This window comes from Leucobacter aridicollis (assembly GCF_024399335.1).
Lineage (GTDB): Bacteria > Actinomycetota > Actinomycetes > Actinomycetales > Microbacteriaceae > Leucobacter > Leucobacter aridicollis_A.
In genome coordinates this window covers 3,290,077-3,310,075 of sequence record NZ_CP075339.1, presented here as the reverse complement: position 1 = coordinate 3,310,075, position 19,999 = coordinate 3,290,077, and the positions used below count along the sequence as shown (strand labels likewise).

Annotated in this window: 18 protein-coding genes; 17 read left to right on the top strand and 1 reads right to left on the bottom strand. The window is 63.4% G+C overall.

Annotation, left to right across the window (positions count from 1 at the left end):
* Positions 1-97 precede the first annotated feature (97 nt).
* From KI794_RS14875 to KI794_RS14810, 14 genes are all read left to right on the top strand, one after another.
* On the top strand, positions 98-1,966 hold the full coding sequence (locus tag KI794_RS14875) for an ABC transporter ATP-binding protein (RefSeq protein WP_255809781.1): 1,869 nt from the start codon (positions 98-100) through the stop codon (positions 1,964-1,966).
* 141 nt (positions 1,967-2,107) lie between these two features.
* Positions 2,108-3,442, top strand: a complete 1,335-nt coding sequence (locus KI794_RS14870) for a sensor histidine kinase (protein WP_255808515.1) — start codon at positions 2,108-2,110, stop codon at positions 3,440-3,442.
* Positions 3,430-4,128: a response regulator gene (locus KI794_RS14865; protein WP_119282664.1), complete on the top strand. Its 699-nt coding sequence runs from the start codon at positions 3,430-3,432 to the stop codon at positions 4,126-4,128. The genes KI794_RS14870 and KI794_RS14865 overlap by 13 nt, the downstream gene beginning before the upstream one ends.
* The gene (locus tag KI794_RS14860) at positions 4,125-4,985 is read left to right on the top strand and encodes a hypothetical protein (RefSeq protein ID WP_119282665.1); all 861 of its coding nucleotides are present in this window, start codon (positions 4,125-4,127) and stop codon (positions 4,983-4,985) included. The genes KI794_RS14865 and KI794_RS14860 overlap by 4 nt, the downstream gene beginning before the upstream one ends.
* Positions 4,986-5,014: 29 nt before the next feature.
* A complete protein-coding gene (locus KI794_RS14855; RefSeq protein WP_119282666.1) occupies positions 5,015-6,244 on the top strand; it encodes a pyridoxal phosphate-dependent aminotransferase in 1,230 nt (409 codons plus the stop codon).
* Complete coding sequence (gene rlmH, locus KI794_RS14850) at positions 6,241-6,699, top strand: 23S rRNA (pseudouridine(1915)-N(3))-methyltransferase RlmH (RefSeq protein WP_255808514.1); 459 nt, start codon at positions 6,241-6,243, stop codon at positions 6,697-6,699. The genes KI794_RS14855 and rlmH overlap by 4 nt, the downstream gene beginning before the upstream one ends.
* 55 nt (positions 6,700-6,754) lie before the next feature.
* A complete protein-coding gene (locus KI794_RS14845; RefSeq protein ID WP_255808513.1) occupies positions 6,755-7,168 on the top strand; it encodes a hypothetical protein in 414 nt (137 codons plus the stop codon).
* Positions 7,169-7,552: 384 nt separating this feature from the next.
* Complete coding sequence (gene nrdH / locus KI794_RS14840; protein WP_119282668.1) at positions 7,553-7,786, top strand: glutaredoxin-like protein NrdH; 234 nt, start codon at positions 7,553-7,555, stop codon at positions 7,784-7,786.
* 20 nt (positions 7,787-7,806) lie between these two features.
* Positions 7,807-8,208 carry a class Ib ribonucleoside-diphosphate reductase assembly flavoprotein NrdI gene (gene nrdI, locus KI794_RS14835; protein WP_119282669.1) on the top strand — a complete coding sequence of 134 codons (402 nt, stop codon included), beginning with the start codon at positions 7,807-7,809 and terminating at the stop codon, positions 8,206-8,208.
* The gene (gene nrdE, locus KI794_RS14830) at positions 8,208-10,349 is read left to right on the top strand and encodes a class 1b ribonucleoside-diphosphate reductase subunit alpha (RefSeq protein WP_162921150.1); all 2,142 of its coding nucleotides are present in this window, start codon (positions 8,208-8,210) and stop codon (positions 10,347-10,349) included. The genes nrdI and nrdE overlap by 1 nt, the downstream gene beginning before the upstream one ends.
* A gap of 257 nt (positions 10,350-10,606) precedes the next feature.
* Positions 10,607-12,181 carry a tail fiber protein gene (locus KI794_RS14825; RefSeq protein WP_255808512.1) on the top strand — a complete coding sequence of 525 codons (1,575 nt, stop codon included), beginning with the start codon at positions 10,607-10,609 and terminating at the stop codon, positions 12,179-12,181.
* Between the two features lie 217 nt (positions 12,182-12,398).
* Entirely contained in the window at positions 12,399-13,367 is a 969-nt protein-coding gene (gene nrdF, locus KI794_RS14820; protein WP_119282672.1) for a class 1b ribonucleoside-diphosphate reductase subunit beta, read from the top strand.
* Positions 13,368-13,729: 362 nt separating this feature from the next.
* The gene (locus KI794_RS14815; RefSeq protein ID WP_255162165.1) at positions 13,730-15,001 is read left to right on the top strand and encodes a tyrosine-type recombinase/integrase; all 1,272 of its coding nucleotides are present in this window, start codon (positions 13,730-13,732) and stop codon (positions 14,999-15,001) included.
* Between the two features lie 58 nt (positions 15,002-15,059).
* Positions 15,060-15,266: an excisionase family DNA-binding protein gene (locus KI794_RS14810; RefSeq protein WP_255162163.1), complete on the top strand. Its 207-nt coding sequence runs from the start codon at positions 15,060-15,062 to the stop codon at positions 15,264-15,266.
* Here the strand turns inward: KI794_RS14810 and KI794_RS14805 are convergent.
* Positions 15,205-16,227, bottom strand: a complete 1,023-nt coding sequence (locus tag KI794_RS14805) for a DNA-processing protein DprA (protein ID WP_255162161.1) — start codon at positions 16,225-16,227, stop codon at positions 15,205-15,207. The genes KI794_RS14810 and KI794_RS14805 overlap by 62 nt on opposite strands.
* Positions 16,228-16,426: 199 nt before the next feature.
* Between KI794_RS14805 and KI794_RS14800 the strand changes: the two genes are divergently transcribed.
* The 3 genes from KI794_RS14800 to KI794_RS14790 all read left to right on the top strand — a co-directional run bounded on the left by KI794_RS14800 (position 16,427) and on the right by KI794_RS14790 (position 19,976).
* Positions 16,427-16,801 (top strand): sulfate permease, encoded by a 375-nt coding sequence (locus KI794_RS14800; RefSeq protein ID WP_255162158.1) that lies wholly within the window; start codon positions 16,427-16,429, stop codon positions 16,799-16,801.
* Positions 16,802-17,055: 254 nt separating this feature from the next.
* Complete coding sequence (locus KI794_RS14795) at positions 17,056-18,711, top strand: ABC-F family ATP-binding cassette domain-containing protein (protein ID WP_255162155.1); 1,656 nt, start codon at positions 17,056-17,058, stop codon at positions 18,709-18,711.
* Entirely contained in the window at positions 18,708-19,976 is a 1,269-nt protein-coding gene (locus KI794_RS14790; RefSeq protein WP_188034649.1) for an MFS transporter, read from the top strand. Before KI794_RS14795 ends, KI794_RS14790 begins: the two co-directional genes overlap by 4 nt.
* Positions 19,977-19,999: the final 23 nt, after the last annotated feature.

The window sequence follows — 19,999 nt, the reverse complement described above, 5'->3', positions numbered from 1 at the left end:
GGGCGCCCGCCAGGCCGGGCTGAACAGTGCGCCCGAAAGTTGATCGCACGACGTAGCGACGATTCGAGCCGCCTGCCGGTACGCTCAACTCATGAGCATGGGTGGAGGCGGCGGTGGCCGCGGGGGCAGGGTATCTGGCGGTGACTTCGAGGCACAGCGGAAGCTGAACGAGGCCGCTCCGAAGGTCGCGAACCTTGGGCGCAGGATCGCCGAGCTCTTTAAGCCCTACCGCGGCCCATTGAGCATCATCGTCGTGCTCGTACTGATCTCGGCGGCGCTCGGCATCATGCCGCCGCTCATCACCCAGCGGGTCTTCGACGACGGGCTGTTCCCCGTCGACGGCAGCGGACCGAACATGCCAGTGCTTACCTGGCTCGTTGGGGCGATGATCGTCGTCTTCGTGGTCTCGGCACTCATCGGCGTCGTACAGACCTACTTCACCGCCCGCGTTGGTAACCGGGTCATGGGTGATCTGCGGGTGAAGCTGTTCTCGCACCTGCAGTCGATGGAACTCGGGTTCTTCACCCGCACCAAGACAGGCATCATCCAATCGCGGCTGCAGAACGACGTCGGCGGCGTCGCAAACGTGCTGACAAACACAGTCTCGAACGTGATCGGCAATACCGTGACAGTGATCGCGGCGGCTGTGGCGATGATTCTGCTCAGTTGGAAGCTGACGATCATCGCACTCATCTTGATGCCAGTGCTCGTCATCGCGCAGCGTCGGGTCGGCCAGGTGCGCGCCAGGATCGCCGGGAAAACGCAGGAGTCGTTGTCAGAGATGACTGCAATCACGCAGGAGGCGCTGTCAGTTTCGGGCGTGCTGCTCGCGAAAACGTACTCCCGCCAGAGCACCGAAACAGAGCGCTACGCGAGCGAGAACCGCAATCAGATTGCACTTCAGGTGAAGCAGGCGATGAGCGGCCAGGTCTTCTTCGCGCTCGTAAACGTCTTCCTCTCAGCGGTCCCAGCGATCGTCTACCTCGTGTCGGGCTGGCTCATCGAACGCGCGACCGGTCGGGGCCTCGACGCAGGCATCACCGCCGGCACGATCGTCGCATTCACCACGATCCAGTCGCGGCTGCTGTTCCCGCTGATGGCGCTCATGCGTGTCGCTCTCGACTTGCAGACCTCGAGCGCCCTGTTTGCGCGCATCTTCGAGTATCTCGACCTCACGCCGCAGATCGTCGACAAGCCTGACGCCCTTGAACCGACCGAGGAGCCGGGCCGGGCTGGCCGTATCGTCTTCGATGACGTTGTATTCGCTTATCCCGATGCCGGGCCAGACGACCGACCAACGATCGACAACGTCTCGTTCGTCATTGAACCCGGCGAATTCGTCGCGTTCGTCGGCGCGTCAGGATCAGGTAAGACGACAATCGGCTCGCTGATCCCGCGACTGTACGACGTGACCGGTGGTTCGGTGACCTACGGCGGTGACGACGTGCGCGAGCTCAAGCAGGAAGCGCTGATGGATCGCATCGGCGTTGTCACGCAGGAGCCCTACCTGTTTCATGCCTCCATCGCAGACAACCTGCGCTACGCGAAGCCCGACGCGACTGACGAAGAGGTGGCGAGAGCGGCGAAGCTTGCGAATATCCACGACACGATCGTCTCGTTCGCGGACGGGTACGAGACGATTGTCGGAGAGCGCGGGTACCGGCTCTCGGGCGGCGAGAAGCAGCGCATCGCAATCGCACGCGTACTGCTGAAGAATCCGCGAGTGCTCGTGCTCGACGAGGCGACGAGCGCACTCGACACCGTCAACGAGCGCATTGTGCAGCGGGCACTCGACGACGCGCGCGAGGGGCGCACGACCGTGGCAATCGCGCACAGGCTTTCGACTGTGGAAGGCGCGGATCGGATCTTCGTGCTCGGCGCGGGCCGCATTCTCGAGCAGGGGACGCACAGGGAGCTGCTCGCGATGGGTGGGGCGTACGCCGAGCTCTACGCGCAGCAGAGCTAGCCCGGCTGGCGCGCGGTGCGCATCCTCCATGCCGCAGCGCCCGGCCTGGCGCCGCGCGTTGCGACAGGGTAGGGAAAACCCGAACACGGTTCTCGGGCCAGCGGGGTAGGGGTACTCGCGTGCGCGCTCTAACGTAGAAGTATGACAAGCGAGCCCTGGGCACCGGCCCCTCACTCACCCGCCGCAGCGAGGCCCGCGGCCGGCACGCAGCTAGCAGCGAAGCGCCCCCAGGGGGAGAAGCCCCCGTTGAGGATCGCGCTCACCATGCTGCACCTCGCTGCGCTCGGACTGCTGGGGTGGGCCCTCTTCGTCACAGTGTTTGCGTTGCTTGGCGTCGGGCTTGGCCTGACACTGGTGTTCGGCATCGGCCTGCTGTTTCTTATCGCCCTCGTCTACGTGCTGTTCGGGGCCGCCTGGTGTGAGACTGAGCGTGTCGATGGGCTCTATGCTCTCGGCATTCCGCCGCTCCGCGCCGTACAGCAGCGTGCGCCTGGGTTTGGTGGCTTCCTGCGCATGATGTGGGCACAGTGTGTAGAGGGCCGCATGTGGCAGGCGATCGCGAGCTTCGCGGTCGCGACTTTTCTCGGACTGTTCTTTCTCATCTGCGCGCAAAACTTGGTGTGGGGCGTTTCTGCCGCGATCCTGACGGCGACTGGCGGTGCGGTCGAGTATCACCCAAACTCTGGGCTGCTTCTCGCTCCGTTCATTGCTGATCTTCCGTGGTTTGCGTTCGCGATCGTCGCGGTGCTGTGCGCGGCGGCGATGGTCGGGCTCGCGCTGCTGCACAGGGTGCTCACGGTCTGGATCGCCCGTGCTGGCGCCGAGGCAGAGCACCTGCAAGCGGCAGCGGAGTTGTCGGAGCAGCAGCGCGCTGGAGCTGTGCGTGCCGCGGACCTCGAGCGGACGCGTCTCGAACGAGACCTGCATGACGGAGTGCAGCCGCGGTTGGTGTCGGTCGGCATGACGCTCGGCCTTGCGCAGCAGCAGATCGATGCTGACCCGGATAGCGCGAAGGCGCTCATCGCGGAGGCTCACACGTCGACGAAGGCCGCGATCACTGAGCTGCGTCAGCTCGCGCGCGGGATCAACCCGTCTGTGCTCGACGATCGCGGCCTCGATGCGGCACTGTCGGCTCTCGCGGGTCGGTCTCACGTGCCGGTGACGCTTGACGTGCGGTTCGAGGGTAGGTGCAGTCGCGAAGCCGAGACCGCGGTCTATTTCGTCATCGCAGAGTCACTGACGAACGCCTCGAAGCATTCGCGCGCCCGCGAAGTGCGCGTGACCGTCCGCCTCCGTGACACGGGGACGTTGTGGGCGAGGGTTGAGGACAACGGCGTCGGTGGCGCCCGCGTGATTCCCGGTGGAGGCCTTGACGGCATCACCAACCGCGTGCTCGCTGCGGGTGGCACCTTCAGGCTCGATAGTCCGCTCGGCGGCCCGACGTCGCTGGAGGTGAGTGTCCCGTGCGCATCCTGATTTGCGAGGACTCGGTTCTGCTCCGTGAGGGGCTCGTGCGGTTGCTCGAGCATTCGGGCCACGAGGTTGTCGGCGCATTCGCAGACACGATCGGGGTGGCTGAAGCAGTCGATCAGGATCGCCCGGACCTCTGCATTCTCGACGTTCGGATGCCCCCGACGTTCAGCGACGAGGGCATCCGACTCGCCCTCGAACTGCGTGCGCGACACCCGCAGCTGCCTGTGCTTGTGCTCTCGCAGTACGTTGAGGAGCGGTACGCGAGCGAGCTCATTTCGGGACATGGCGGGGCGTTCGGATACCTGCTGAAGGATCGTGTCGCAGACGTCGCGGAGTTTGCCCAGGCTATCGATCGGATTGCTGGCGGCGCCACCGTACTTGACCCAGAGGTCGTTGCACAGCTGCTCACGAGGCGAAGCAAGGACGCAAAGATGGAGCGCCTGACAGCTCGTGAGCGGACCGTGCTTGCGGTGCTCGCCGAGGGCAGATCGAACCAGGCGATTGCGGCTCAATTGTTCGTTTCAGAGGCGAGCGTTGAGAAGCACATCACGGCGATTTTCCAGAAACTTGAGCTTGACCAAGACGAGTCGGGCAACCGCCGGGTACTCGCAGCGATCGCTCACCTGCAAAGTACTGGTGGCCCCGGTGCCGCCACCACTCACATTCCACAGACAGGATTCACCTCATGACCATGCACCCTGCACCGACAGGTCCGGCCTCACCCAAGCGCGGGATCGGCGTCGTCGGGATCGTCACAGCCGTTGTCGGCGGCGTTGTCCTTCTCGGGCTCGGGGCCTCAGCGGCTGTCGGGATGGCGCTGTCATCGCAGCGGGTGGAGCTGTCGCAGTCCGCGGCGGGAACGATGATTGACGCGACCGGGGTCACGGACCTCGACCTCAACGTTGGCGTCGCGGAACTCACCCTCCAGTTTGGCGCGGTCGAGGGAGCGACGCTCGAAGCCCGCGGTGGTTCCGCCGACAAGTGGGAGCTGGACCGTGCTGGCGACAGCATCACCGTGCGGGCGCCGAAGGTCGACCGCTCGGGCTTCTGCTTCCTTGGGGTGTGCCCGAGCAACCGCGGCCAGCACGTTCAGGCGACGCTTACGCTACCGAACGAGCTCGCAGACCGCACCATCGACGCTGACATTCGGGTCGGGGTCGGTGAGGTGCAGGCGGCAGGGAGGTTCGGCGAGCTCAACCTGAAGGTCGACGCCGGCGAGGCGACAGTCTCTGGCTCTGCGACAAGCCTGAACGCGACCGTCGGCGTCGGTACGGTGCAGGGCGAACTCTCGGACGTTCAGACAGTCGACGCCGACGTGTCGCTCGGCGATCTCGATCTGCGACTCACCGGCGCGCAGCCTGTCGACGTTGGCCTGAACGTGAGCGCGGGGTCCATCTCGCTTGAGGTGCCAGACGGCGTGTACGACGTCGTGCAGCGGGGCGGCATCGGGACGATCGAGAACCGCCTCACGACCACCCCTGGTGCGCCTCACAAGATCTCTGCGCAAGTGGAACTCGGCGATATTTTGCTCCGCGCGACAAGATAGCCCGCCACTGAGGGGAGTAAACTCGGCCCGTGAGCTCGAAGACGCGACAGATTACTCAGTCCAGTAAGCTCGCCGGCGTACGCTACGACGTGCGCGGGCCGATCCTCCAGGAGGCGGAGCGGCTCGAACGCGGCGGCGAACAGATCCTCAAACTCAACATCGGCAATCCTGCCCCGTTCGGATTTGAGGCGCCGCCGGAGATCGTCGAGGCACTGCGGGCCGCGCTCCCGCACGCGCAGGGCTACACTGACTCCCGTGGGATCTTGCCCGCCCGCGAGGCAGTCGCGAACCACTACACCGCGATTGGCGTCGCCGACGTCAGCCCCGAGGACGTGTACCTCGGCAACGGCGTAAGCGAGCTCATCTCGCTCGTGCTGCAGGCGCTTGTGAGCCGCGGCGATGAGATCCTCGTTCCCGCCCCTGACTACCCGCTGTGGACCGCGCAAGTCACGCTGCAGGGCGGCCGCGCGGTGCATTACCCCTGCGACGAGTCGAACGGCTGGATGCCGAACCTCGCTGAGATCGAGGCGCTCATCACGCCACAGACCAAGGGCATCGTGCTCATTAATCCGAACAACCCGACGGGTGCTGTGTACTCGCCGGAGCTCGTTCGCGGCTTCGCGGCTCTTGCCGAACGGCACGGGCTCGTGCTCATGGCCGACGAGATCTACGACCGGATCCTGTACGACGGCGCGACTCACGAACACGCGGCCCTGCACGTGACCGAGACGCTGTGCCTGACGTTCAGCGGGCTCTCGAAGGCGCAGCGCGTCGCCGGGTACCGTGCCGGCTGGGTAGTCGCGTCGGGCGACAGGGAGCGCGCTGCCGACTTCCTTGAGGGGCTCACGCTGCTCGCGAATATGCGCATGTGTTCAAATGCCCCAGCGCAGTACGCGATCCCTGTGGCGCTCGAGATCGAGTCGTCAATCGATACGCTGTGTGCCCCGGGCGGGAGACTCCTTGAGCAGCGAGACGTCGCTCACCGCCTGCTCACCGAGATTCCCGGTGTGACATGCGAACTGCCGGGAGGTGCCATGTACCTGTTCCCGCGCCTCGACCCCGAGCGATACCCCATTGAGGACGACCAGGCGTTCGTGATCAACCTGCTTCGCGCAACGCGGGTGCTCGTGACAAACGGCCGCGGGTTCAACCTGCCGACGCCGGATCACTTGCGGTTCGTGACGCTCCCCGAGGTATCGGTGCTCGAGGAAGCGATCGGGCGGATCGCCGAGTACCTTGGCACAGTGCGGGTGCCGTGAGCGTCAAGGTGCTCGCCGTCGGCAAGAAGCACGAGGCCTGGGTGAAGGACGGCATCGACAGATACGAGAAGCGGCTGCGTAAGCCGTTCGATGTGTCGTGGCAGCTGCTTCCGCACTCCGCCCGAGATGGCGATGCTGCGCGGGTAGAGGAGTCTGAGCGGATTCTCCAGCGGGTCGACCGTGATGCGTTTCTCGTGCTGCTCGACGAGCGCGGCGCAAACGTCGACTCACCGGCGCTCGCCGATCGGCTGCAAGGAGCGCTTGGACAGGGCAAGCATGTCGTCATAGTGATTGGCGGCGCCTATGGGGTCGACGACAGCGTGCGGAGTCGTGCTCAATTCGTGTGGAGCCTGTCGAAGCTCGTGTTTCCGCACCAGCTTGTGCGGCTCATCCTTGCCGAGCAGCTCTACAGGGCGCAGGAGATCGCCGCAGGCCGTCCGTACCATCACGTGTAGCCGGCTGTGACCGGCGGGCCCGTCGAGTGTCTGAGGCCCCCTGTAGCCTCACCGCATGTCACCCTTCCGGCTCAGCACCAGAACGATGCCCGCGCGCGTTCTCGCGTCTGCGAGTGGGGCGAGGGCGAGCCCTGAGCTCGGTTCTGGCTCCGGCCCCGGGGGCTCCGATCAGTCGGGCAGCACCCCGCATGCTGTGCCGGTGCCATGGAACGTTGTGCGGCGACGGCTCGGTGTGATTGAGATCGAGCATTGCGGGGCAGAGGTCGCTCACTCGGTGCGCTTCGCCCTATCTGGGGCAGGGATGCTCGGGCTGTCATTACCGACGACTGTGCATCCCGGCTCTCGCATTCGGGTTGCGGTCCGCGGGGCGCGTGCTGACGAGGCGACCGCGGCTCACGATGCGATGCTCGTGCTGCGCTGGTTCCAGCCCGATGGGACGGAGCTGTTGTGGCCGATAGCGGTCGACTAGGCGCTGGCGTCTATCGGCGGCGACGCCGCCCGCAGCGGGGTCAGCGCACGTGACGCTGGGGTGAAAATCGAGCCTCTCGTCGCGCCTTGATACGGGCATAAAAGGGGCCTCATTGGTGTTTCACTACACAGAGGACTGGCTTCGACTCCGACACGCCGAGAGGGTGGGGTGGATGAAAATTCTTTTTGCCTCCCCAGCCTGTGGATAACCATCGGGCGAGGGCGGAAACGAGCCAAAAGTTGTCCCCAGATCGACCAAAAATTCGGTGGAAAGGCCGTGGAAAACTACATCGGTGTAACTACATCATCTTGTGGTCGGCCTCGGTGTGGTTCACTAGATGTTGTGGCTCACACGAGCTGAGACTTTTGAGGGAAGGGCATAAAAATGGCAGTAACGGTCTACACCAAGCCGTCGTGCGTTCAGTGCACGGCAACCTACCGCGCTCTCGACAGCAAGGGCATCGAATACGAAGTTCACGACCTCTCTGAGGACGAGGCGGCGCTGCAGGCAGTCAAGGAGCTTGGTTACCTCCAGGCGCCGGTTGTCGTGACCGACGACGAGCACTGGTCGGGCTTCCGCCCCGACAAGATCGCGGAGCTTGCTGGTCGACTTCTCTAACGCGAGGGTGTGAGGTCGCCGTGAGCAATCTGGTGTACTTCTCCAGCGTCTCGGGGAACACGCACCGCTTCATCGAGAAGCTCGGTGTCCCCGCGAAACGCATTCCGCTGTATGCGCGAGAAGAGCACTTGCAGGTCACAGAACCATATGTGCTGCTCGTGCCAACCTATGGTGGTGGACCCGCCCTCCGTGCGGTTCCGAAACAGGTGATCAAGTTCCTCAACGACGAGCAGAACAGGTCACTGATTCGGGGGGTGATGGCGGCGGGAAACACTAACTTTGGAGAGGCCTACGGCATTGCGGGCGACATTATCGCCCGCAAATGCCAGGTCCCTTTCCTGTATCGATTTGAACTCTTTGGAACACCGGACGATGTGACAGCCGTCCAAGAAGGATTGGAAAAGTTTTGGAAACAGCAGTGATGGAGCCGGGGCTTGAATCGTCGAAGATCAGCGAGATGGACTACCACTCGCTGAACGCGATGCTCAATCTGTACGACGCAGACGGCAAGATCCAGTTCGACAAGGATCGCGAGGCCGCGCGGCAGTACTTCCTGCAGCACGTCAATCAGAACATGGTGTTCTTCCACAACTTCGAGGAGCGCCTGCGCTACCTCATCGACAACGACTACTACGAGAAGGAACTGCTCGACCAGTACTCGACGAAGTTCATCGAGCAGCTCACCGACGAGGCATACGCACTGAAGTTCCGCTTCCCCGCGTTCCTCGGAGCGTTCAAGTTCTTCACGTCGTACGCGCTGAAGACGTTCGACGGCAAGCGCTACCTCGAGCGTTTCGAAGATCGCGTTGTGATGGTCTCGCTCGGGCTCGCTCAGGGCGACCAGGAGCTCGCGCGCGGCTTCATGCGCGAGATGATCTCCGGCCGGTTCCAGCCGGCGACCCCGACGTTCTTGAACATGGGCAAGGCACAGCGCGGCGAGCTCGTCTCCTGCTTCCTGCTCCGTGTCGAAGACAACATGGAGTCGATCTCGCGCGGCATCAACTCCTCGCTGCAGCTCTCGAAGCGCGGCGGTGGCGTGGCGCTCTCGCTTTCGAACATTCGCGAGGCGGGCGCCCCGATCAAGAAGATCGAGAACCAGTCGTCGGGCATCATCCCCGTGATGAAGCTCCTCGAAGACAGCTTCAGCTACGCGAACCAGCTCGGTGCGCGTCAGGGCGCCGGCGCGGTCTACCTGTCGGCCCACCACCCCGACATCATGAAGTTCCTCGACACCAAGCGCGAGAACGCTGACGAGAAGATCCGTATTAAGACGCTCTCGCTCGGTGTCGTCGTACCCGACATCACCTTCGAACTCGCGAAGAAGAACGAGGACATGTATCTCTTCTCGCCGTACGACGTTGAGAAGGTCTACGGTGTGCCATTCGGCGACATCTCGGTGACCGAGCATTACTACGAAATGGTCAACGACTCGCGCATCTCGAAGACGAAGATCAGTGCGCGTCACTTCTTCCAGACGGTCGCCGAGCTGCAGTTCGAGTCGGGCTACCCGTACATCGTGTTCGAAGACACGGTGAATAAGGCGAACCCGATCAAGGGCCGCATCAACATGTCGAACCTCTGCTCTGAGATCTTGCAGGTCAACACCCCGACCACATACAACGAGGACCTCAGCTACCGCGACATCGGCAAGGACATCTCCTGCAACCTTGGCTCGATGAACATCGCCATGGCGATGGACGGCGGCAACTTCGGCGAGACCGTCGACCTTGCGATCCGCTCGCTGACCGCAGTGAGCGACATGAGCGCGATCAGCTCGGTGCGCTCGATTGAAGACGGCAATGCCCAGTCGCACGCCATCGGCCTCGGCCAGATGAACCTGCACGGCTACCTCGCTCGCGAGCACATCCACTACGGTTCAGAAGAAGGCATCGACTTCACGAACATCTACTTCTACACGGTGCTGTTCCACGCGCTCACGGCGTCGAACAAGATCGCGATTGAGCGCAAGCAGGTGTTCGGCGGCTTCGAAGATTCGAAGTACGCGTCGGGCGAGTTCTTCGATAAGTACACCGACGAGGTGTGGGAGCCCGCGACCGAGCGCGTTCGCGAGCTCTTCGCCGACGCGGCCGTTGCGATCCCGACGCAGGAAGACTGGCGCCAGCTGAAGGCAAGCGTCATGAAGCACGGCATCTACAACCAGAACCTGCAGGCTGTGCCGCCGACTGGCTCGATCTCCTACATCAACAACTCGACGAGCTCGATCCACCCGATCGCCTCGAAGGTTGAGATCCGTAAGGAAGGCAAGCTCGGTCGTGTGTACTACCCGGCGCCGTTCATGACGAACGACAACCTCGAGTACTACGAAGATGCGTACGAGATCGGCCCCGAGAAGATCATCGACACCTACGCAGCGGCAACGCAGCACGTCGATCAGGGTCTCTCGCTGACGCTGTTCTTTAAGGACACGGCGACGACGCGCGACATCAACAAGGCGCAGATCTACGCATGGCGCAAGGGCATCAAGACGATCTACTACATCCGCCTTCGCCAGCTCGCGCTCGAGGGCACTGACATGACCGAGTGCGTCAGCTGCATGCTGTAACTCCTCGCGAGCAAGAACGGGGCGTCCTTCTTCGGAAGGGCGCCCCGTTTGCGCGTTGTTCGGTGCGACCTGATCCTGGCCGGGGGCGACTGATGGCGCTGGCTTCCTCACCGGGGTCGCGTGCAAGAAGCGCATGGCCGCATGCAAATTGCGCAGATTTGCCCGAAATCTGGCGTGAAGGCCCGTAGACCCAGTGAAATGGAGTGTTGCCCGCGCGTAGAGGCGCGGCGTACTCGGATTGACATGGGGGAGTCGAGATGAATGTTCCAGGAAAAGTGCTTGCCGCATGCGTTGCGGTGGGCTTGCTCTCGGGGGGCCTCGGCGCTGTCGCCGCGACCGCAATTTCGAGTGGCGGCACGCTGCGCGAAGGAAGCCCGATGCAGGGCTGCCTCAGCGCGGCTGATGGGACACTGACGCTCGCTGACGCGGGTGACACGTGCGGCAGCGGCCTCGTGCCGGTGGCGTGGCAGAGCGCCGAGCCCGAGCCGGGAACAGATGGCGCGGACGGTCTGGATGGCGCGGATGGCAAGGCCGGCGCTCCAGGGAAGAACGGCGCCGCTGGGGAGCCTGGATCTCACGGACGCGATGGTGCGGCTGGAACTCCCGGCGCGTCAGGGGAGCGGGGGGCTGCAGGAGCGCAGGGAAACGCCGGCGCTGCCGGAGCACGGGGAGCAAACGGCGCTGCCGGGCCCGCCGGGGCGGCGGGCCCGGCAGGAACCCAGGGCGCGGACGGGGCTGACGGCAAGGACGGCGCCGCAGGTAAGGACGGCGCCGCAGGCAAGGATGGCGCGGCAGGGCGCGATGGGGCGGCTGGCAAGGATGGCGCGGCAGGCAAGGACGGTGCCGCTGGGCGCGACGGTGCTGCCGGACGCGACGGTGCTGACGGTGCATCTGGCGCGGTTGGCGCCCAGGGCATTCAGGGCATCCAAGGCATCCAGGGTGAGCGTGGTGAGAGGGGTGAGGCCGGTACCACCGGTGCGGCGGGCAAGGATGGCGTCGCCGCGTGGGACTCCGTCTCTGAATGGAGCCCGACGGCAACCTACACCGCGGGCCCGCCGACTTCGCTCGTCACCTTTGAAGGGTCGACGTACGTGGCAGCACGATCGTCAATCGGGGCCGCGCCTGCGGCGTCGCCCTCTGACTGGATCCTGATCGCGGCAGCTGGGCTGAAAGGCGAGCGTGGTGAAAAAGGCGAGACAGGCGCGGACGGCGCTGCGGGTCGAGATGGCGTAGACGGGGAGGCTGGCGCGCGGGGAACCGCTGGTGCCCAGGGCGCGCAGGGCATCCAAGGCATTCAGGGGCTCGCGGGCGTCGCCCCCTGGGCATTTGTTGGCTCGTACGACGCCGCGGCAGAGTACTCGGGCATTGCTCCCGCAAGCGTCGTCGAATTCGAAGGGTCGACGTATGTTGCCACTCGCGACGAGAGCTTCTCTGGCGTAGCTCCAACTGACACAAGCGCCTGGGCGCTGCTCGCGGCGAAGGGCGCGACCGGTGCGACAGGGCCGCAGGGCTTCCCGGGGTCAACGGGCGCGGCAGGAAACAGTGACCTGCAAAAGCTCTTCGGCACGAACACGCAGCGGGCAGCCGCGGGCCGCGCCACCGAGTGCATGATCGGCTCGGTGCTCCTGACCGCTGGCGCGGTGGCGGACGGGATGCCAGCCAACGGGCAGATACTCTCCATCCAGAGTTTCTCGGCGCTGTACTCGCTGTTCGGGAACACTTATGGCGGAGACGGTAGAGCTACGTTTGCCCTGCCAGACATGCGCGGGCTGGCGCCAAACAATATGACGTATTCCATCTGCGTGTACGGCATCTTCCCGTCACGTGACTAGGCCACATTATGTTGCGGTGCGTGGGCTTGCGCACCACAACATGTAGTTGAGAATCTCTCGGAGCGGCGCAGACATTGGTTGGGCGAAACGGGTAGGATTTGAGGGTGCCTCGGCGGTATTCGCGCGCACAGCGCGGAGCCCCGAGTTTGCCACCAAACTTCGCGTTTCGCCCTGGCCGGGCGTGCGGTGCGAGTAAGTGAGAGAGCAGAGGGAATCGATGAACTTCAAGCTGGGCCATGCAGTTCAGGCAATTAACTGGAACCGCATCGAGGACGAGAAGGACCTTGAGGTCTGGAACCGTCTGGTGAACAACTTCTGGCTCCCCGAAAAGGTGCCGCTCTCGAACGACGTGCAGTCGTGGGCGACGCTCACCCCTGATGAGCAGCTGCTCACCATGCGGGTCTTCACCGGGCTGACCCTGCTCGACACGATCCAGGGCACCGTCGGCGCTGTTTCGCTGATCCCCGACGCGATCACCCCGCATGAGGAGGCCGTCTACACGAACATCGCGTTCATGGAGTCGGTGCACGCGAAGAGCTACTCTTCGATCTTCTCGACGCTCGCGTCGACGCAGGAGATCGATGACGCGTTCCGCTGGTCGACGGAGAACACGGCGCTGCAGAAGAAGGCCCAGATCATCGTCGACTACTACGAGGGTGACGACCCGCTGAAGCGCAAGGTCGCATCGACGCTGCTCGAGTCGTTCCTGTTCTACTCGGGCTTCTACCTACCGATCTACTGGTCCTCGAAGGCGAAGCTCACGAACACCGCAGACCTCATCCGCCTCATCATTCGCGACGAGGCCGTGCATGGCTACTACATCGGCTACAAGTACCAGCTTGCGGTCGCGAAGGAGACCCCCGAGCGTCAGGAGGAGCTCAAGGAGTACACCCTCGCGCTCCTGTACGACCTCTACGAAAACGAGATCCTCTACACGCAGGATCTGTACGATCCCGTAGGCCTTACCGAAGACGTCAAGAAGTTCCTTCACTACAACGCGAACAAGGCGCTGATGAACCTCGGCTACGACCCGATGTTCCCGAAGGAAATGACCGACGTGAACCCGGCGATCCTCTCGGCGCTCTCACCGAACGCTGACGAAAACCACGACTTCTTTAGTGGCTCAGGCTCGTCGTACGTCATCGGCAAGGCTGAGGCCACCGAAGACGAGGACTGGGACTTCTAGAAGTTTTCTGAGAAGCCCCGGCTGAAAAGCCTGGTCAGAGGCCCGGATCCGCGAAATCTCGCGGGTTCGGGCCTTTTCGTGCCCTCTGTCAAACGACAGAGGAGAACAGAAATGACCAGGAGTGTCCGTTCAGAGTGGCACGTGGATGGCACGCGCACACCTTCCCCATGGAAGCGAGGAGGCCAGCCACCCGAAATCTGGGGTCGGCACACCGCCGAGGCCGTGCCACTTCGTGCCATACGAGGCTCAGGCGATGCCTCAGGATCCGCGGAAACACGCGGGTTTTGTGGTTCAGACGGATCTAGTGGCACGGAGTGGCACGAGGGTCCAACCGCGTCCATCCGAGTACACGGGAGGGCATCATGAGCGGGACGAAACGAGAGACGTGGGGTAGCTTGCGCAAGCTTCCGTCGGGTCGTTGGCAGGCCCGCTATCCCGCGCCAGATGGCGAGATGTACCCAGCGCGAACTGAGGACGACAAGGCGCTTACGTTCGTCACGAAGACCGATGCGCGGAAATGGCTCGCGTCGATGCACTCGAAGATCTCGCTCGGCTTGTGGGAGCCGCCAGAAGTCATTGCGGAGCGACGCCGCGCCGAGACTGCCGCCGAGCAGAGTCGGTCGATGGGGTTCGAGGCGTACTCGAAACGGTGGCTGCAGATGATCAAGACGGAGCCCAACCGAAGCGGCAAGATACGTGCCGTCGGGACCGTCCGCTCGTATCAGGGCAAGGTCTCTGGCTATCTCATTCCTGAGTTCGGAGACACTCCGATGAGGGATATCGACGTCAACCGCATCCGTGTAATGACAGATCGGCTCGACCAGATCCCAGCGCCGCTGAACCCGAAGTCGAAGTTCAATGGCATCACGCGGCCCGTACTCATCGTGCTCATGATGATCCTGCGGCAAGCAGCTCGCGACGGCATCATTCCTGCGGCGCCAAGCGTTTCGATTCCTCGCCAGGAATCGGTTCGCCATGATGCCGACCATGATGAGAGCGAGGACATCATCACACCGAAACAGGTTGAGGCCTTGTATCAAGCGGTTCCGGATCAGTGGGCGATCATGGTGCAGCTCGCCGCCTGGTGTCAGTTGCGCCGTGGGGAATGCCTGGGGTTGCAACGGCGTGATGTCGAGTGGCATGACGACGGCAGCGCGACTCTGCACGTGCGACGTCAGCTGAACGCCAACACCGGCGACTACACAGATCTGAAGAGTGAAGCGGGCAAGCGGTCGCTGAGCATCCCGAAGCTCATGACCGATCGGCTGAAGCAGCACCTCAAAGATCACGTCGCAACCGAAGACAAGGCTCCGCTGATCCCGGCAAGCAGCCGCGGCGCCATGCCGCTGTCGAACACGCGGTGGGGCTACGTCTGGGCCGACGTCCGCGACGGAGTTGAGGGATTGCCGCACCGTTTCCGATTCCATGATCTGCGTCACACTGGGCTGACGATCTTCGCTCAAGAAGGAGCGACGCTCGCCGAGCTGATGCGCAGGGGCGGGCACGCCGACATTCACATCGTGCTGCGATATCAGCACGCCACAATGAATCGCGACCGAGAACTGGCGGATCGGATGAGTGCACGCGTCGCAGCGACCCTTGACCGGAAGAAGAACGCGGGGAAGGAGTCGTAAGCGGACAGCCGCGGACACCTGTGAGGTAACACCAATCCATCCACAGGAAGGCACTGCCATGAACTCTCGAACTCGCAGCGAAGAGCACGAACCCGACCTGGTCTCACTGGCCGTCGCGGCCGAAAGCCTGGGTGTCTCAGTCAAGACGATCCGGCGCCGAATCTCCGACGGCACGGTTCGCGGGTACCGGGTCGGGCGCCTCATCAGGGTTGACCTGGATGAACTGCGAAAGAGTCTCGTCGTGGAGATCCCAACGATGAGATAGCGGCTACAGCACGCGACGCACCCAGGTGGATGACACTCCGCTTGGGGGTGTTCGCAGTGTCAAGCATCCGCGTGACGTCCGATGCATTGGTGACGACGTGCGCGCTCCCGTCCTGCAGCAGGTGATTCGTACCGGCGCTGGCGGCGGAGGTAACGGGCCCGGGGACAGCGCCAACGATGCGACCCAGGAGTACGGCCTCCCGCGCTGTGTGCAGCGTTCCAGACCGAAACCCCGCTTCAACGACGATGGTGGCACCAGAGAGCGCGGCGAGAATGCGCGAACGATCCAGAAAACGCTGCCGGGTCGGGCTGACACCGGGCGGTAGCTCAGAGAGCACCAGACCTTGGCGTGACACGCTCACAATGAGGTCTGCATGACCTGCGGGGTATGGGCGGTCGACGCCTGAGGCAAGCACCGCGATCGTGTTGCCGCTCTCGATGAGCGCGGACCTGTGCACGGAGCTTTCGATACCGTAGGCAGCACCGGCGACGAGGGTCTTGCCATTTCGAGCCAGCTCGCTGGAGATGTCCTCGGCAACGTGCACGCCGTAAGCGGTCGCTGCCCGGGCGCCAGTGATCGTGATCAGGTGGGAAGGCTGCGCGATGAGGAGTTCTGCGTGTCCCGCAGCCCAGAGCGCGTACGGGGCTCGCTCGCGGAGATCGTTGAGGGCGGCGGGCCACTCTGAGTCCTCGGGTACAAGCACCCGATAGTCGTTCTCAGCGAGCAACCGCGAGGCCACCTGATCGGGATTCGCTCGTGATTGCAATCGATCTCGCCAGACTGCTGCCTCGACTCGATCCATCCCGGGAATCGCGGTGTCGCGCTCGATCAGAGCGATCAGCTCGACCCCACCGACTCGTTCGAGGAGTGCGCCCGTTGCGGCGTCGTTCGGAGTGCCGATCAATGACAGCACTTGGCGGGCAGTTCGCTCATCTGTAGCGAGGTTCGAGAGCGTTGGCATGATGGCCTCCTTCGAGGTGAGATCTCACTGAGAAGGTGCGCGAATGCTGCCCCCCCCTTGTTGCCTCATGCGGAGCAGGCGTACCCTGGGAGACGAAGCAGGTTCTCAACTCTGCGGGCCCTTCGGGGCGGCCCTCTCGGGCGCTCGATTCACATGCTGCTTCCTCGACGGAGATCGACGCGTGACGAGAGGCCCCATCATGATCCGTTTGATTTTGACGGTCAGCAGCTTCATCTACGCAGTCCTGCAGCGATACGCACCCACGAACATTGTGTTGGGCCGGATCCGGCAGCGCCGTGGCCTGAAATGGGGCATTCCCGCGATGCTCTTGGCCGCGCCGTACATCGTGCTGGCGCATTGGTGCTCATCTGCGATCGGCGACGGCGCGCCAGGATGGTTCAACCTCGTCGTCCTACTGTGCGTCTGGAACGCGTTGAAATTCATCGCGATCGGCCCGATCAGCGTGGCACTTCTGAGCCGTGCTCGGTATCGGGAGAGGATTGAAGGGCGAGAGGCTGCGACCGAGTCTAAGTCGCTTCCGATAGGAAATCGATCGCTTGTCAGGGGTTCATAGAACCGGTAAGTTCGCACAGCAGGGAGCGTTTCGCCACATGATGAGCGACTGGGCTTCTTTCGGTGAGCCTATGTTCTATGAGGTAGACTAGGTGCATGCATTTGTACTTCCTGTAATGACGGAGCAGGCCTACCGCGCTCGTTGAGAATATCCGAGCCAGCGGCGGTCGCTCGTTCTGACCCTTTTGAGGTCGCCGTCATTGACGTACTCGTTGCCTCACGGTTTTTCGTGGTGCGTCGTTCCGAAGGATTCGAATGCTTACCCCCACACGTCATATTCCGGCGCGCCATCGCGCGCAACTTACCGCCTCCGACGTTTCCGTCATGCGAGGCGCCACATCAGTTCTCAACCATGTCGATCTCGTCATCACTGCTTCGTCTCGCGTAGCGATCGTTGGAGAGAACGGCCGTGGCAAATCCACACTCCTGCACGTACTTGCGGGCACCCTGCCGCCGGACGGTGGCGAAGTCCAACGCATCGGCACGCTCGGTCTCGCTGAACAGGAGATGGAAGCCTCCGACCACCGAACCGTCGGGCAGGCCGTCGCGGAGGCAATTGCCGAATCGCTCGCTGCCTTGGCAGCCCTCGACGATGCCGCCGTCGCCCTCGCAGAAGGCAGTGCTGACGCCGCTGAGCAGTATGAAACATCGCTAGAGCATGCCGAAGCACTGAATGCATGGGATGCCGAGCGTCGCGTGCAGGTCGCGCTCGAAGCGCTCGAAGCTGAGACTGACATGGACAGATTGCTCGCCGATCTCTCTGTGGGTCAACGGTACCGGGTGCGATTAGCGTGCCTCTTGGGTGCCGATGACGACTTTCTCCTGCTCGACGAGCCCACGAACCATCTCGACCGCAGTGGGCTCGAATTCTTGACCACACAGCTCAAAGCGCGCAGTGGCGGTATCGTCATCGTCAGTCATGATCGAGCGCTCTTGGCCGACGTCGCCGAGACGATCGTCGACCTCGATCCGACACCTGATAAGCGCCCGCGCGTGTATGGCAACGGGTATGACGGGTACCGTGAGGGGCGCGTCGCCGAACGGGAGCGTTGGGAGCAGGAATACGAGCGCCAGCAATCTGAGCACGCGCGGCTGCAGGACAGTTTGAGTGCTGCCCAGAACCGACTCGTGTCGGGGTGGCGACCCGAGAAGGGTACGAACAAACACGGTCGCGCGACTCGCGCGGGCGGGCTGGTGCAGAGCGTACACCGACGTCAGGAAGCACTCGAAGCGCATGCGGTGACCGTGCCGGAACCGCCGCAGCATTTCCGGTTCCCTGAGCTGCCCACGCGAACCGGCGCGGCACTCCTGAGTGTTGAGCAAGTCAGTGTCGACGGACGACTGGCAGAGCCGGTGTCGTTCACGCTGTCGCACCGCTCCAGACTCGCGGTGACCGGGCCGAACGGGGCAGGCAAATCAACACTCTTGAGCGTAACGGCGGGTGAACTCTCAGCGGACACTGGAACCGTTCGCGCGTCCCGCAGTACACGGGTAGGCTTCCTTCGGCAAGAGACGGCTCTACCGCGAGACCTCCGAGCGAGCGACGTATACGCGAATCACGTCGACGGGCTGGTCTCTGCAGGAACGGTACGTGCGTCGGAGGCGGTCGGCCTGTCAGGCCTCGGCCTACTCCGCTCACGCGAGGCAGGTAAACGCGTCGGTGAACTCTCGATGGGGCAACAGCGTCGCCTCGACCTGGCTTTAGTTCTCGCGGCCCGCCCGCACGTGTTGTTGCTCGACGAACCCACTAATCACCTCTCGATCGCGCTCGTCGATGAACTCACCGAGGCGCTCGGAGCAACCCAGGCGGCGGTGGTCGTGTCGACGCATGACCGTCAGCTTCTTCGCGACGTTGCCGCCTGGCCGCAGCTGCAACTCAGCGCGATGGCAGAAAGTGAGGTGCGGGTATGAAAAGCAAGAGTCTCCGCCGAGTGCGCGCACTTCGCCCCCTGACTTCACGGGACTACCGACTGTTGTTTGCCGCGGTCGGCATCGAGGTCTTCGGGACTGGCATGTGGACCATCGTCATGGTGTTCCAAGTGCTTGCGCTCGATGATAGTCCGCTTGCGCTCTCAGCTGTCGCGACCGGGATGAGCCTGGGCCTCTTCGCGTTCTCGATCGTTGGTGGTGTCGTCGCAGACCGGTTGTCCAAGCGCCGCATTATCATTACCGTTCAGGGAGTGATTGCGGCCGTCATATCGGCCGTCGCAGTCCTCTCGCTCACCGGCAACGTCGAACTCTGGCATGTCGGTGTCGCGTCCTTCGCAATGGGGGCAGGCAGCGCCTTCTTCTACCCGGCGTATAGTGCGTACCTGCCGCAGGTACTCCCACCCGATCAGCTGCTGGCCGCGAACGGGCTCGAAGGTGCGCTCAGGCCGACGATGGGGCAAGGGCTCGGACCAGCGCTTGGCGGCGTCATCGTCGGCATCTTCTTCCCGGCCATCGGCGTCGTCATCGTCGCAGCCTCATACATGATCGCTTTCGTCATCACCCTGTTCCTCAGCCGACGCGACGAGCACCCCTCGGTCACGCCGCTCGAAGAACGAGTGAGTGTCTGGCGCGATCTCCGAGCGGGCGTGGGATATGTCGTTCGCACGCGCTGGCTCCTGTGGACGCTCATCTTCGGTTCGGGGCTCGCGCTCATCATCCAAGGACCGATCGAGGTGCTTCTGCCGTTCCTTACTCGCGACCGATTCGTGGAAGCTGAAGCCACCTTCGGGTTCCTCCTGGCCGCGTATGGGATCGGGGGCGCCGTCGGCTCGCTGATCGTCTCATCCCTGAAGCTCCCACGCCGCTACCTGACATTCATGATTCTCTGCTGGGGTGTTGGCACCCTTCCCTTGGTGGTCATCGGCGTTGTCGACAACCTCCTCTTGATGCTCGCAGCGCTCTTCCTCGTCGGTGCGCTCACAGGCGCGGGCGTGGTCGTATGGGGCACGTTGCTGCAACGGTTGGTGCCGCTGGACATGATCGGGCGGGTCGCCAGCCTCGACTTCTTCGTCTCGATCGCGTTCATGCCCGTGTCGATCGCCGTTGCCGGACCGCTCTCGTTGCTGGTGCCGATCCCCGCAATTTTCGTGATCGCTGGGGCCGTTCCACCGATTCTCGCGGTGATCGCGCTCCTGGCAGGACGGATGCGGCAGACCGAAGAGGAGCACCCGTTGGACGCTGGCTGAAGGAAGCAAGTCGGGTGTCGAGC